The sequence below is a fragment of the Roseixanthobacter pseudopolyaromaticivorans genome (assembly GCF_043195145.2).
In the GTDB taxonomy this organism is placed as follows: domain Bacteria; phylum Pseudomonadota; class Alphaproteobacteria; order Rhizobiales; family Xanthobacteraceae; genus NCEH01.
In genome coordinates, this window is record NZ_CM195539.1 from 1,163,784 (window position 1) to 1,176,855 (window position 13,072).

15 protein-coding genes are annotated in these 13,072 nt (G+C 69.3%); 13 read left to right on the forward strand and 2 right to left on the reverse strand.

The genetic code is table 11. From position 1 onward, the window contains the following. Nucleotides 1–3: 3 nt before the first annotated feature. The 3 genes from V5F68_RS05695 to V5F68_RS05705 are packed head-to-tail and all read left to right on the forward strand — an operon-like array spanning nucleotide 4 to nucleotide 1,912. Nucleotides 4–327: a spike base protein, RCAP_Rcc01079 family gene (locus tag V5F68_RS05695; protein WP_394013666.1), complete on the forward strand. Its 324-nt coding sequence runs from the start codon at nucleotides 4–6 to the stop codon at nucleotides 325–327. Then, nucleotides 327–1,679, forward strand: a complete 1,353-nt coding sequence (locus V5F68_RS05700; RefSeq protein ID WP_394013667.1) for a hypothetical protein — start codon at nucleotides 327–329, stop codon at nucleotides 1,677–1,679. Before V5F68_RS05695 ends, V5F68_RS05700 begins: the two co-directional genes overlap by 1 nt. Beyond that, nucleotides 1,676–1,912, forward strand: a complete 237-nt coding sequence (locus V5F68_RS05705; protein ID WP_394013668.1) for a hypothetical protein — start codon at nucleotides 1,676–1,678, stop codon at nucleotides 1,910–1,912. The genes V5F68_RS05700 and V5F68_RS05705 overlap by 4 nt, the downstream gene beginning before the upstream one ends. Before the next feature lie 4 nt (nucleotides 1,913–1,916). Here V5F68_RS05705 and V5F68_RS05710 read toward each other — a convergent pair whose 3' ends face one another. Then, nucleotides 1,917–2,129, reverse strand: a complete 213-nt coding sequence (locus V5F68_RS05710; protein ID WP_394013669.1) for a hypothetical protein — start codon at nucleotides 2,127–2,129, stop codon at nucleotides 1,917–1,919. A gap of 98 nt (nucleotides 2,130–2,227) precedes the next feature. On the opposite strand from V5F68_RS05710, the gene V5F68_RS05715 reads away from it, so the two are divergent. From V5F68_RS05715 to V5F68_RS05735, 5 genes are all read left to right on the forward strand, one after another. Continuing rightward, nucleotides 2,228–3,109, forward strand: coding sequence for a glycosyl hydrolase 108 family protein (locus V5F68_RS05715; RefSeq protein WP_394013670.1), 882 nt, complete (start codon nucleotides 2,228–2,230; stop codon nucleotides 3,107–3,109). Continuing rightward, nucleotides 3,106–3,414: a hypothetical protein gene (locus tag V5F68_RS05720; protein ID WP_394013671.1), complete on the forward strand. Its 309-nt coding sequence runs from the start codon at nucleotides 3,106–3,108 to the stop codon at nucleotides 3,412–3,414. Before V5F68_RS05715 ends, V5F68_RS05720 begins: the two co-directional genes overlap by 4 nt. A 191-nt stretch (nucleotides 3,415–3,605) precedes the next feature. After that, complete coding sequence (locus V5F68_RS05725; RefSeq protein ID WP_394013990.1) at nucleotides 3,606–4,277, forward strand: response regulator transcription factor; 672 nt, start codon at nucleotides 3,606–3,608, stop codon at nucleotides 4,275–4,277. A gap of 18 nt (nucleotides 4,278–4,295) precedes the next feature. After that, entirely contained in the window at nucleotides 4,296–5,711 is a 1,416-nt protein-coding gene (locus tag V5F68_RS05730) for a sensor histidine kinase (RefSeq protein WP_394013672.1), read from the forward strand. 146 nt (nucleotides 5,712–5,857) lie between these two features. Continuing rightward, nucleotides 5,858–6,310 carry a hypothetical protein gene (locus tag V5F68_RS05735; RefSeq protein ID WP_394013673.1) on the forward strand — a complete coding sequence of 151 codons (453 nt, stop codon included), beginning with the start codon at nucleotides 5,858–5,860 and terminating at the stop codon, nucleotides 6,308–6,310. Nucleotides 6,311–6,320: 10 nt separating this feature from the next. Here the strand turns inward: V5F68_RS05735 and V5F68_RS05740 are convergent, their stop codons facing one another. Next, on the reverse strand, nucleotides 6,321–6,719 hold the full coding sequence (locus V5F68_RS05740) for a YidB family protein (RefSeq protein WP_509274669.1): 399 nt from the start codon (nucleotides 6,717–6,719) through the stop codon (nucleotides 6,321–6,323). A gap of 182 nt (nucleotides 6,720–6,901) precedes the next feature. Between V5F68_RS05740 and ccmI the strand changes: the two genes are divergently transcribed. From ccmI to V5F68_RS05765, 5 genes are all read left to right on the forward strand, one after another. Then, nucleotides 6,902–8,116, forward strand: coding sequence for a c-type cytochrome biogenesis protein CcmI (gene ccmI, locus V5F68_RS05745; RefSeq protein ID WP_394100477.1), 1,215 nt, complete (start codon nucleotides 6,902–6,904; stop codon nucleotides 8,114–8,116). A gap of 81 nt (nucleotides 8,117–8,197) precedes the next feature. Next, entirely contained in the window at nucleotides 8,198–8,677 is a 480-nt protein-coding gene (gene ccmE, locus V5F68_RS05750; protein WP_394013676.1) for a cytochrome c maturation protein CcmE, read from the forward strand. Continuing rightward, nucleotides 8,674–10,665 carry a heme lyase CcmF/NrfE family subunit gene (locus V5F68_RS05755; RefSeq protein ID WP_394013677.1) on the forward strand — a complete coding sequence of 664 codons (1,992 nt, stop codon included), beginning with the start codon at nucleotides 8,674–8,676 and terminating at the stop codon, nucleotides 10,663–10,665. Before ccmE ends, V5F68_RS05755 begins: the two co-directional genes overlap by 4 nt. A gap of 7 nt (nucleotides 10,666–10,672) precedes the next feature. Beyond that, nucleotides 10,673–11,167 (forward strand): cytochrome c-type biogenesis protein, encoded by a 495-nt coding sequence (locus V5F68_RS05760; protein ID WP_394013991.1) that lies wholly within the window; start codon nucleotides 10,673–10,675, stop codon nucleotides 11,165–11,167. 166 nt (nucleotides 11,168–11,333) lie between these two features. Further along, on the forward strand, nucleotides 11,334–12,896 hold the full coding sequence (locus V5F68_RS05765) for a Do family serine endopeptidase (protein WP_394013678.1): 1,563 nt from the start codon (nucleotides 11,334–11,336) through the stop codon (nucleotides 12,894–12,896). Nucleotides 12,897–13,072: the final 176 nt, after the last annotated feature.

Sequence of the window (13,072 nt, forward strand, 5' to 3'; positions counted from 1 at the left end):
ACCATGGCTTATGATCCCACCCGCGATCCCGTGCGCGGCCTTGCCGCCTCCGCCTCCTCGCCGGCCCGGCTGGTGCGCGTGCTGGTGCCGTCCGATACCCTCGACCTCGATCCCTACGCCAAGAGCCTGTGGCTTTATGTGCCGCCCGACGTGGCGGGAGGCGTCGCCAGCGTGCGCGTCACGCCGGTCGGCGCGGCGAGCGATACCGACACCGTGGACGTCCGCGCGCTGAGCGGCCTCCAGCCGTTGCCCCCGGTTCAGATCCGCCGCGTGTGGAGCACCGGCACCACGGCGGGCGTCACCCTCTACGCCCTGGCGGACCGCTGATGCGCCTCGGCCTTTCCCTTCCGAGCGCCGCGCTCTATCGCCAGCGCGGCCAGCCCCTCGCGCCGGAGACCACGAGCCTGCTGGCACGCATGAGCGTCCAGCCTGCGGCGGGCCGGCGGACCCAGATCGATACGCTGGTGAAGAGCCTGCTCGCCGCCGGCATCTGGACCAAGCTCGATGCTCTCTACCTGCTCGCCGCCCACGACGCGCAGGCGGCCCGGCTGAACCTCGTGCCCTGGAGCGGCCCGGTGACCAACACGCTGGTGAACAGCGAGTTCGCAGGGGCGGCCGCCGGGGCTGTTCCGGCGGGCCTGTCGCTCGCCGGCTTCGCGGCGGGCAGCGGCAGCAATTACGAGATCCAGGGCGTCGATATCGTCAATGGCCGGCGGTACCTCAGGCTGAGACTCTACGGCACGTCGGTGGTGGTCAACCCCATCACGATCAGCCTGCGATCCGACACCAACGTGGAGGTCGGCCAGCGCTGGACGTCCAGCGCGAGCGTGGAGCTGGTATCCGGCACCTGGGTCTCCGGCCTCTCCGCCGTGACGCTGCGGCTGAACGGGGAGAGTGGGGGAGCCAACTTCACCCCGGGGGCGCTCGCCCAATATAGCAACACCCGCGTCGCGACCGTCGCGTCCACGGGCAGCAACATCGTGCTGCGGTTCAGCACGCCAAACGCAGCGACGACGCCCGTATCCTATGACGTGGTGTTGCGCATCGGCATGCCCCAGCTCGTGCAGATGGACGTGCCGGGCGCCTATATCCCCACCAGCACCGGGACGGCCGCGCAGGTGCAGACGCTGAGCCGTTTCGACCTCAGCGCGGTCAACTCGCCCCTGTTCACGACCGATCGCGGATTCACCGGCAACGGCACAACGAGTTATCTCGACACGAACGCCAATCCATCGTTCGATTTTAGCAAAGTGGCGCTGAACAGCGCGGCCTATGGTGTCTGGGTCGCCAGCGCCACCACCAGCGCCAACTCCACCATCGGCGCGACGGTATCCCTCGTCCCCGTTGTGTCGCGATCCGACGCGGATACGGCCTATTGCCGAGTGCACACCACCAGCTCGCTGGTGGCGACCGGGGTTACGACCTCCATCGGGTTGACGGCGGGCAACCGCAGCGCCGCCAACGCCATCCAGCTCTATCGAAACGGCATGTCCATCGCGGCGAGCGCCGCAGCCTCCTCCGCCATGCCGACGGAGCTGTGGGTGGGGCGCAACGTGGGCACCTATTATCCGGGCCAGATCGCGGTGGTATTCGCCGGTGCTTCCCTGAGCGGGGGCGAACACCTCGCGCTGCATTCCGCGCTGCGGATCTACCTCATGGCCGTGGGAGCCGCATCATGAGTGACATCTATCTCCAGCTCAGCGCGGATCAGGCGGAGGAGGTGCGGGGCCCGACCGCGCCCGGCGCCGCGCTGGCGCCAGTGCCGCTTGCCGATGGCGTCACATGGGTGCTGCCGGTTTGCGTGCTCGACGATCCCGCCCACGCCGTGCGCCGGCCGCAGCTTGCCGCCTGCGCGGCGCGAATCGTCTTGCAGCAGGAATGGGGCGGGGCCGATTCGACGCTTGCGGACTAGCGGCTCAGTACACGTCCTGCCAGACGCTGCAATAAGGATTGCCATTGTACTGGGTGGTTTTATAGACCGACGTACCAGTAAAATAATAACAATCCAACTCATTTTCGCGCGACAGGTAGCTATAGACCAGTCCGACAGAGTTGACTTCAAGATAAAAAGAAAAGCTCACGAACATAAGCGTGAAAATCAAAAACATGCGGCCAAGCGTGTGTTCCAAGTGACGTCCCCATTACTGGCGAAGCGGTGTCCGTGACCGAAATGGTCGTGCCGCGCCAATCAATCCCCGGTCTTAACGAAAAATTATAGGAGGTGTGCATGGTAGCGTCCAGCTTCGACGCGGCCCTGGCGCGCGTGCTCGTCCATGAGGGCGGCTATAGCGATCACCCCGCCGATCCCGGCGGCCCCACGATGCAGGGTGTGATCCAGCGGGTGTATGACGCCTATCGCACCGCCAAGGGCGCCCCGCGCCGCTCGGTGCGGCTGCTGGAGCGCGCCGAGCTCGTGGAGATCTACCGCCGCCAGTATTGGGATGCGGTGCGCGCCGACGAATTGCCGCCCGGCATCGATTATGTGGTGTTCGACGGCGCGGTGAATTCCGGCCCCGCCCAATCGCTGAAATGGCTCCAGCGCGCGCTTGGCGTTGCGGCGGACGGGGCGGTGGGGGCGGTGACGCTCGCGGCGGCGGCCGCCTGCGTCGATCGTGCCGGCCTGGTGGACGCGATCTGCGACCGCCGGATGGCCATGCTGAAGAGCCTCGCCACGTTCAAGGTGTTCGGTGCCGGCTGGAGCCGTCGCGTGGCCGACGTGCGGCAGGCGGGCCGCGCCTGGGTCCAGCAGGGTGCCACCGGCGACGCAGGGCTGGTTCCGGTACTGCCGCCGGATGCAGGGCTGGCGGCGGCCAAGGCGCCGGCGTCGAGCGCCGCGCCGCTGCCCGGCCCACAGGCCGGTGCGGGCGCTGCGGCTGGCGGGCTGATGGCGTCGGCGCTCGCGGAAGCAGCGCGGCAGGTGGCGCCGCTGGCAAGCGGGTCGCCCTCGCTCTCCCTGGTGTTCACCGGCCTCACCCTCGCCGGGCTCGTGCTCACCTGTGTCGGGATCGGCGCCGTGTGGTGGGCGGAACACGCTCGGGCGCGGCAGGCGGGCGCTCTCGACCTCACCGAGGCGGCAGGCGCCACCGCCGGCGTGGGGGCGCGGCCATGAGCATGCTCGGGGAATGGCTGGTCTATCAGGTGCCCTGGTGGCTGCTGGCGCTCCTCGGTCTTGCGGGGGCACTCGCGGCCGGCTGGTTCCTGGGGCTCCGGGCGACCCTCGCGGCGGGGCTCGCCGCGCTCGTCTTCATCGCTGGGCGCAGGGGCGCCCAGCAGGGTTGGACCGATCGCGAAGCCAAGGGAGAACGCGATGCGCAACGGGCGATCGATACGGCGCGCGACACGCGCGCTGATGCTGAGCGGCGTGACCGCGATTCTGGGCGGCTGCGCGACGACGACGGGTGGCGCCGAGACTAAGGTGTTCTGCGCCAGTGCCGCGCCCATCACTTGGTCGCGCGCGGATACCGATGCCACCATCCGGCAGGCGAAGGCGCACAATGCGGTGGGCATGGCCCTGTGTGGCTGGCATTGATTCGGCCACATTGATGCGCCTGACATCACGGCCGCGCTCTGGCATGGTGGGGCGTCACGGGAAAATGGGGAATGGCGTGCGGCTGCTGGTGGTCGAGGATGATCCGGATCTCAATCGCCAATTGGTGACGGCCCTTGGCGACGCCGGCTATGCGGTGGACACCGCATTCGATGGGGAGGAGGGGCGGCATCTGGGAGAGACCGAGCCCTACGACGCCGTGGTGCTGGATATCGGCCTGCCCAAGCTGGACGGTATTTCGGTGCTGGAAGCCTGGCGCCGGGCCCAGCGCATCATGCCAGTGCTGATCCTCACGGCGCGTGACCGCTGGAGCGACAAGGTGCAGGGCTTCGATGCCGGCGCCGACGATTACGTCGCCAAGCCGTTTCACATGGAAGAGGTGCTCGCCCGCATCCGCGCGCTGCTGCGCCGGGCCACGGGCCACGCCACGAGCGAATTGGTGTGCGGCACGGTGCGGCTCGACACGCGCTCCGGGCGGGTGACGGTGGCAGGCAATGCCATAAAGCTCACCAGCCACGAATATCGCCTGCTGTCCTATCTGATGCACCACACCGGCCGCGTCGTGTCGCGCGCGGAGTTGGTGGAGCATTTGTACGACCAGGATTTCGACCGGGATTCAAATACCATCGAGGTGTTCGTCGGCCGCCTGCGCAAGAAGATCGACTGCGATCTCATCCAGACCGTGCGCGGCCTCGGCTATCTGCTCGTGGCGCCGGACGCGCCGCGATGAGGCGGAGCGTCCCCGGTGGTGGAAACCCTGACTGATCCGACGGGCCCGAACCGCGCCAGCGGGTCGCTCGCGTTCCGCCTGTTCCTGTCCGCGGTGGTGGTGACGGCGGCGGTGCTGCTGATCGTCGGCTTCGTGCTGTCCTCGCTCTATCGCGGCAGCACCGAGCGCGCCTTCGACCGCCGGCTCGATATTTATCTCAAGACCATCGTCGCCGAGATCGCCGGCGGACCGGCCTCGGTCGGCACCGAGCTTCCGCCGCCACAGGTGCTGGGTGACCCCTTGTTCCTGTTCCCGCTGTCTGGCTGGTATTGGCAGGTGGCGCGGGTGGACCGTGGGGGGCAGCGGCTGCTGACCTCGCGCTCGCTGGTGGAAACCGTGCTGCCCTCCCTCGGCGGCACCGACCTTTCCGCTGCGCGCGAGGGGCTTCAGGAAGGCTATCTGCCAGGTCCCGAGGGGCAGCGCCTGCGGGTGGTGGAGCGGGTGCTCGATCTTGGCGAAGAGGGGCGCTTCATCATCTCCGTGGCGGGGGATGCCTCAGAGATCGACGAGGAAAGTTCCAGCTTCAACCTGGCGCTGTTCGGCACCTTCGGTGTGCTCGGGCTGGCGTTCCTCCTGATCGTGGCGTTCCAGGTGCGCTTCGGCCTGCGGCCGCTGGGACGGCTCTCGGTGGCGCTGGCGGCGGTGCGGTCCGGCGCCACCGAGCGGCTGGAGGGCAGCTATCCCGAGGAGGTGGCGCCGCTGGTGCGGGAGGTGAACGCCCTCATCGACGCCAACAAGGAGGTCGTCGAGCGCGCGCGCACCCATGTGGGCAACCTCGCCCATGCGCTGAAGACGCCGCTTTCGGTGCTGATGAACGAGGCCGGCGGCCGCGACGATCCGCTGGCCGCGCGCGTGCGCGATCAGGCCGGCACCATGAGCGACCAGATTTCCCACCATCTCCAGCGCGCCCGCATGGCCGCGCGCGTGTCGCTTCCGACCACGGCCTGCGATCTGCGGCCGATCCTGGTCTCGCTCGCGCGCACCATGGAGAAGATCCACCGCGATCGGGATCTCTCCATCGATCTGCGGATCACGGACGACCTGCGCTTCCGTGGTGAGCGGCAGGATCTGGAAGAGATGCTCGGCAATCTGGTGGACAATGCCTGCAAATGGGCGGCGAGCCGGGTGGAGGTGGAGATGTTCGCCGAGCTGCCCCGCTCGCCGGCCGATCGCGCCTATGTGCGCTTCGTCATCGATGACGACGGCCCGGGCCTCAGCCCGGCGAAGCGCGCCGAAGTGGGGCGGCGCGGCCGGCGCCTCGACGAAAGCAAGCCCGGCTCGGGCCTCGGGCTTTCCATCGTGCAGGAATTGGCCGCGCTCTATGGGGGGCGGCTGGACCTCGGCACCGCGCCCATCGGCGGATTGCGGGTGGAATTGATCCTGCCAGCCATCTAGGTGCGATCCGTATGGCATGGCGGCGCCTGGGTGCGGCACCGCCCGCGCTTGCCAAAGTTTTCCATTCGCCTAAATCCTTGGCATGGGTTCGTCATGCCCGTCCCGCTGCGGCAACGCCGGGCCTTGGGCGGAGAAATGAGGCGTTCATGGGCGTGCGAATGGGGGTGGCGGTCGCCAGGCTGAGTGCCGTCCTGGGAGCCGCCCTATGGCTCTCTGCCTGCGCCAGCAGCGGCGGGACGGGTGGGCCAGCGGCCAATGCGCTCGCTTTGCCGTCTCTGGATACCGGTGCGGCCGATACGGGCGGGCCGGGCGGCCTCGTTGGCGGGCCGCTGGGACGCGGCCTCGACGAGCAGGACCGTGCACGCGCCTATGCCGCAGAATTGAACGCGCTGGACAATGGCGGCCCCGGATCGCCGGTGGGCTGGCGCGGCGAGAGCGGCGCCTATGGCACGGTCATCGCCGGCCCGGCCTATTCGCGGCCGGGCTATCTCAAATGCCGCGATTACTCTCATACCATTTATGTACAGGGGAAACCGCAGGCGGCGCGCGGCATTGCCTGCGTCGCCCGCGAAGGCAGCTGGACCTCCGTTGCGCCGTAGCGCCTTCAGCTCAGACCGGCGGCGGGGTTTCCAGCGCGCCGTTCGGGCTCAGCTTGTCGATCAGGCCGGGAAGATATTGGGCCATCAGATTGGGCAGCATGTCTGCGGGCAGGCCGAGCCGGCCGGCCACTTCCGCCAGCACCGGCATGTCCAACGCATTGGTCAGGTCGGTGGCGCTGATGGGCAGGTTTTCGCCATTGGACAGCCAGGACGTCACCTGCTCACCGAGGCCGGCGGACTTGAGCTGCTCCAGAAGGCCGTCGAGATTGCCGTAAGGCGTTCCGGCGAGCGCGCTGTTGAGCATCGCGGGCAGATTCTGGCCCAGGCCGCCGCTGAGGACGGAATTCAACAGGCCGCCGAACAGGCCGCCGCCTTGGCCGAGCGCCCCGAGCGAATCGAACAGTCCCATGGTATTCCCCTGTGTGCGGCCCATGCGGGCACGAAGGCTGAGTGCCCTTCCCTTACCAGATACCCGCCGGCGCCGCGACCGCCGCGCGCGCAAAGCCGTGCGCCAGCGCCCTGCGGCGCGGCGCCGCCGCGACGGAAAGCATCCTTTGCAGCGTCGCGTTACTCCGCTAACGCCTGGGCACGATGATGCCAGCCTCCCTGTTCGCAGCCTTCGCCCTGATGACCGCCGTGGCGGTGATGGCGGTGCTGTGGCCGCTGGCCCGCCGCCGGCCGCTGAAAGACGAGACGGCGGCGGACCTTGCCGTTTATCGCGATCAATTGAACGAGCTGGAGCGCGACCAGGCGTCCGGCCGGCTTCCCGCCGCGCAGGCCGAGGCCGCGCGCATCGAGGTGTCGCGCCGCATGCTCGCCGCAGCCGATGCCCCGCCCGAGCCGGCGCAGGATCCGGTCCGTGCCCGGTCCCGCAGGCGGATGGCCGCGTGCCTCGCTCTGGTGGGCGTGCCGCTGGCCGCCGTGGTCCTTTATGCCTTGCTCGGCACGCCGGGCCTGCCCGGTGCGCCGCTCGCCGCGCGCCTCGCCGCGCCGCCGGACCGCACCGACGTCGCCATCCTGGTGCGCAAGGTGGAGGACCATCTCGCCGCCAACCCCCGGGACGGGCAGGGCTATGAGATCCTCGCACCGGTCTATCTGCGGCTCGGCCGCGTGGACGATGCGGTGCGCGCCTATGCCCAGGCGATCCAATATCTCGGCGACACCTCGGAACGCCGCGCGGCGCTGGGGGAGGCGCTGGTGGTGCAGGCCAACGGCGTCGTGACGAAGGATGCCGCCGCGACCTTCCAGGCCGCGCTCGCACTCGACCCGACCTCGCCCCGTGCGCGCTATTTCCTCGGCCTTGCCGCCGAGCAGGACGGCCGCAAGGCGGAAGCCGCAGCGATCTGGACCAAGTTGGTGCAGGATTCTCCGCCGAATGCGCCCTGGCTGGGGCTGGTGCGCACGGCGCTCGAACGGATCGGCGCACCCGTGCCGCCGCCACCCTCGGTGGCCGGCTCCTCCGGCTCGGTGATGCGGCGGGACACGGCGCCGGTGCCGCCGGTCGTCGGCGTGCCGCCCGGCCCGACGGCGCAGGACGTGCAAGCGGCGGCCCAGCTCGACGCGGCGGGCCGCGCGCAGATGATCCAGGGCATGGTGGACCGGCTGCAGCAGCGCCTTGACGCCGATCCGAAGGATCTCGACGGCTGGCTGCGCCTCGTCCGCGCCCGAATGGTGCTGGGCGAGCGCGACAAGGCGGCGGCGGCGCTCACCTCCGCCCGCGCGGCGTTTGCGGACGATGCGCCTGCGCAGGCGCGCCTCGCCGCCCTTGCCGATGAATTGAAGATCGGGCCGGAGGCGGGCAATTGAGAATGCACGCGTTCCGCACCATCTTAATCGACACATGCGGGAGCCGCCGCCTCAGGCCGTGCGCTCCGGGAGCAGATCGCCGTGACGCGTAAAGGTCGCCGCCTCATCCTCATCGGGTCCGCCTTGGCCGTGCTGGCGCTCGCCGCGGGCCTGATCCTGACCGCGCTCAACGACACCATCGTATTCTTCCGCTCGCCGAGCGAGATCGCCGAACACCAGGTGGGGCCCGGCACCCGGCTTCGCCTGGGGGGCCTCGTGGAGGCGGGCAGCGTGGACAAGCAGGGCACGGCGGTGCGCTTCTCCGTCACCGACGGCAATGCCCACGTGCTGGTGAACTATACCGGCATCCTGCCGGACCTGTTCCGCGAGGGGCAGGGTGTGGTGGCCGAGGGCGTGGTGCAGACCGACGGTTCCTTCAAGGCCGACACCGTGCTCGCCAAGCATGACGAGCGCTATATGCCGCGCGAAGTCGCCGACGCCTTGAAGAAGCAGGGGCACTGGAAGGAGGGCGAGCCCGGCGGGCCGCCCGCGCCAGCACCCGCGCGGAGCGCCGTGCAATGATCGCAGAGCTTGGCCAATACGCCCTGATCCTCGCGCTCGCCTTGGCGCTGGTGCAGATGGTGGTGCCCGCCTGGGGCGCGGCGAAGGGCGATCCGGTGCTCATGGGCGTTGCCGCGCCGGTTGCCCTGGCCATGCTCGTGTTCGTGGGCGGCGCCTTCGCCTGCCTCGTCGCGCTCTACGTGACCTCGGATTTCTCCGTGGCCAATGTGGTGGAGAATTCCCACTCGCAGATGCCGCTCGTCTACAAGATCACCAGCACCTGGGGCAATCACGAGGGCTCCATGCTGCTGTGGGCCCTGGTGCTCGCCGTGTTCGGCGCTCTGGTGGCGCTGTTCGGCGACAATCTTCCGGACCGGCTGAAGGCGAACGTGCTGGCCGTGCAGGCGTCCATCGCCACCGCCTTCCTGCTGTTCATCCTTCTCACCTCCAACCCCTTCCTGCGGGTGCTCTCGCCGCCGGGCGAGGGGCGCGATCTCAATCCCGTGCTACAGGATCCCGGCCTCGCGATCCATCCGCCGCTGCTCTATCTCGGCTATGTCGGCCTCTCCATCGCCTTCGCCTTCGCCATCGCTGCCCTGATCGAGGGGCGCATCGACGCCGCCTGGGCGCGCTGGGTGCGGCCCTGGACGCTCACGGCCTGGATCTTCCTCACCCTCGGCATCGCCATGGGCTCCTACTGGGCCTATTACGAGCTGGGCTGGGGCGGCTGGTGGTTCTGGGATCCGGTGGAGAACGCCTCCCTGATGCCGTGGCTCGCCGCCACCGCGCTGCTGCACTCCGCCGTGGTGATGGAGAAGCGCGACGCCCTGAAGGTGTGGACCATCCTTCTCGCCATCCTCGCCTTTTCCCTCTCTCTCATCGGCACCTTCCTGGTGCGGTCCGGCGTGCTGACCTCGGTGCATGCCTTCGCCACCGATCCGCTGCGCGGCGTGTTCATCCTCGCGATCCTGGTGGTCTTCATCGGCGGCAGCCTCGCCTTGTTCGCGCTGCGGGCGGGGGAGTTGCGCCAGGGCGGCCTGTTCGCGCCGATCTCGCGCGAAGGCGCGCTGGTGTTCAACAACCTCTTCCTCACCGCCGCCACCGCCTCGGTGTTCGTCGGCACGCTCTATCCGCTCGCGCTCGAGGCGCTGACCGGGGCCAAGATCACGGTGGGGCCGCCCTTCTTCAACCTCACGTTCGGCGGGCTGATGCTGCCGCTGGTGTTCGCCATGCCGTTCGGCCCGCTGCTGGCCTGGAAGCGGGGCGACCTGCTCGGGGTCGCCCAGCGGCTCATGCTGGCGGCCGGCTTTGCCGTGGTCGCGGCGGTGGTGACGGCGGCGGCGAGCGAGACGCGCGGGCCCGTGCTCGCGCCGGTGGCCATCGGCCTTGCCGTGTTCATCATCGCCGGGGCGCTGACGGACATTGCCGAGCGCGCCGGCATCGGGCGGGTGTCCGCGCGCCTTGCGGTGCGCCGCCTCACTGGCCTGCCGCGCTCCACCTTCGGCACCGCCATCGCCCATCTCGGCGTCGGCGTCTGCCTGCTCGGCATCGTGTGCGAGAGCGCCTGGAGCCTGGAGAAGATCGCCGCGGTCAAGGTGGGTGAAACCGTGACCATCGGCAGCCGGGACCTCACCTTGGCCCGTGTCGACAATCGCGCCGGGCCGAACTATTCCGCCCGCGTCGCGGTGTTCGAAATCCGCAACGGCGGCGTTTCCCAGGGCACCGTGGAGGCCGCAAAGCGTCAGTTCGCCGCCCGGCAGATGGCGACCACCGAATCCGGCATCCGCACCTTCGGCTTCAGCCAGCTCTACGTTTCCATCGGCGAGGAGCACCCGGACGGCAGCCTCTCCATGCGCGCAACCTGGAAGCCATTCGTGACCCTGATCTGGCTCGGCGCCATCGTGATGGCGTTTGGCGGGCTGCTCTCGCTGGCTGACCGGCGGCTGCGCGTCGGAGCGCCGAGGCCCGCGCGCATGCGGCGTGGCGCGTTGCCGGCGGCGGCGGAATAACGCCATGCTGCGCCGCCTGTCCGCCCTTCTCCTCCTCACGCTGGCCCTATCGCTTGGCGCCCCTCCGGCATTCGCCGTGCAGCCGGACGAGGTGCTGGGCGATCCGGCTTTGGAGGCGCGGGCGCGCGAGCTCTCCAAGGAACTGCGCTGCATGGTCTGCCAGAACCAGTCCATCGACGACAGCGACGCGCCGCTCGCGAAGGATCTGCGCATCCTCGTGCGCGACCGGCTGAAAGCCGGCGACAGCGACCGGCAGGTGCTCGATTTCCTGGTGGCGCGCTATGGCGAGTTCGTGCTGATGCGCCCCGCGCTCTCCTGGCGCAACGCCCTGCTGTGGGGCGCGCCGCTGCTGGTGCTGGGGGCAGGGGGGCTTGCCGCTTATCTGGCGATCCAGCGCCGCCGCCGGGCGACGCCCGCCCTTGTGCCGCTCACGCCCGACGAGGAAGAGCGGGTGCGCCGCATCATCGCCCAGACGCCTCCCGCGCCGCCGGCCGGAGGCTGATCGGCGGCCCCGTCGCGGCGCACCGGCTCCTTAACGAAGCTCACGCAGCCGTGACGCGCCTTACGGATCGGTAATCCAGCCGCCAGCCGGCTGTAAGTTTCCCCGCCTTATGTTCGCTCTCGACCTTGCCCCACGGGGGGCAGACAAAAGAGAGACGAATGATCCCATGACCGGCTTCCCGCGCAAGTCCTCCCTCATCCGTCGCCGTCGCTCCGCTCTGCTCGGAGGCGTCTTCGGCCTCGCCGTCACCGGCATCGTGGTCGGCCAGTTCATCCCGCCCTATTCCATGCCGGCCAATGCGCAGATCACCACCAGCCAGCCCGCCGGCACGTTCTCCTTCGCCGACACGGTCGAGAAGGTTTCGCCCGCCGTGGTCTCGGTGAAGGTCAAGAAGGACGTCAACGCCCAGGAAATGGCCATGGGCGAGGAAGGCCCCTTCGGCGGCGACGTGCCCCCGCAGATCGAGCGTTTCCTGAAGCGCTTCGGCCTTGAAGGCCAGGGCGGCCCGCAGGGCCAGATGCCGATGCGTCCGCGCGCCGATCGCGGCGAGAAGGGCGAGCGCCGCGTGGTCGGCCAGGGCTCGGGCTTCATCATCTCCGCCGACGGCTATGTGGTGACCAACAACCACGTGGTGGACGGCGCCAGCGAGGTGGACGTGACCACCACCGACGGCAAGGAATATACCGCCAAGGTGATTGGCGCGGATTCCCGCACCGACGTCGCTCTGCTGAAGATCGAAGGCAAGACCGACCTGCCGTGGGTGAAGCTCGCCGATGGCGCGCCCCGCGTCGGCGATTGGGTGATCGCGGTCGGCAATCCCTTCGGCCTCGGCGGAACGGTGACGGCGGGCATCGTCTCGGCGCGCGGCCGCGATATCGGCTCCGGCCCCTATGACGACTTCATCCAGATCGACGCGCCGATCAATCGCGGCAATTCGGGTGGCCCGACCTTCAGCCTCAACGGCGAAGTCATCGGCATGAACACCGCCATCGTCTCTCCCTCGGGCGGCAACGTGGGCATCGCCTTCGCCATTCCCTCCGAGACCGTCAAGACGGTGGTGAACCAGCTCCGCGACAGCGGCAAGGTTGCGCGCGGCTATATCGGCGTGCAGATCCAGCCGGTGACCGACGACCTCGCCTCGGGCCTCGGCCTGAGCACGTCGGAAGGCGCGCTGGTGGCGCAGGTTCAGCCCGGCACCCCCGGCGCCAAGGCCGGCCTGAAGAGCGGCGACGTGGTGGCGAAGGTGAACGGCGATACCATCAAGGACGCCCGCGACCTGACCCGGAAGATCGGTATGATGAAGCCGGGCGCCAATGTCGACCTGTCGGTGATCCGCGACAACAAGCCGATCAACGTCGCCGTCACGCTGGAGCAGATCCCGAACGAGCAGCAGGCGAGCCTCAAGCAGGACGACGGGGATGAGGCTGCCGGCACCGGCCTGCCGCGCCTCGGCCTCCAGCTGGCCCCGGCCAAGTCGGTGAAGGGCGCTGGCTCGGACGGCGTGGTCGTTACCGATGTGGAGCCGAACGGCCCGGCCGCCCAGCGCGGCATCCGGTCCGGCGACGTGATCCTGGACGTGGGCGGTAAGACTGTCTCCAACCCCAAGGACGTGCGCGACGGCCTCGCCGCCGCCAAGGCCGAGAACCGCAAGGCGGTGCTCATGCGGGTGAAGAGCGAGCAGGGCGTGCGCTTCGTCGCCATCGCCATCGACGCGAAGGCGAAGGGCTGACCGTCTCTTCCCCAACCCTCACGGCGGGCTCTGCCCGCCGCCTCGGGGCGGCACCGGAGTAGTTCCTTCCGTCACCCAGTGCCGTTCCCGTCCCCGCGGTGCGGGAAGCTGCAGCGCTTCCCGCACCGCGTTTTTATTCGGCACTCTTCGCGCGGCCCCTTCAGGCCGTTCCCCGG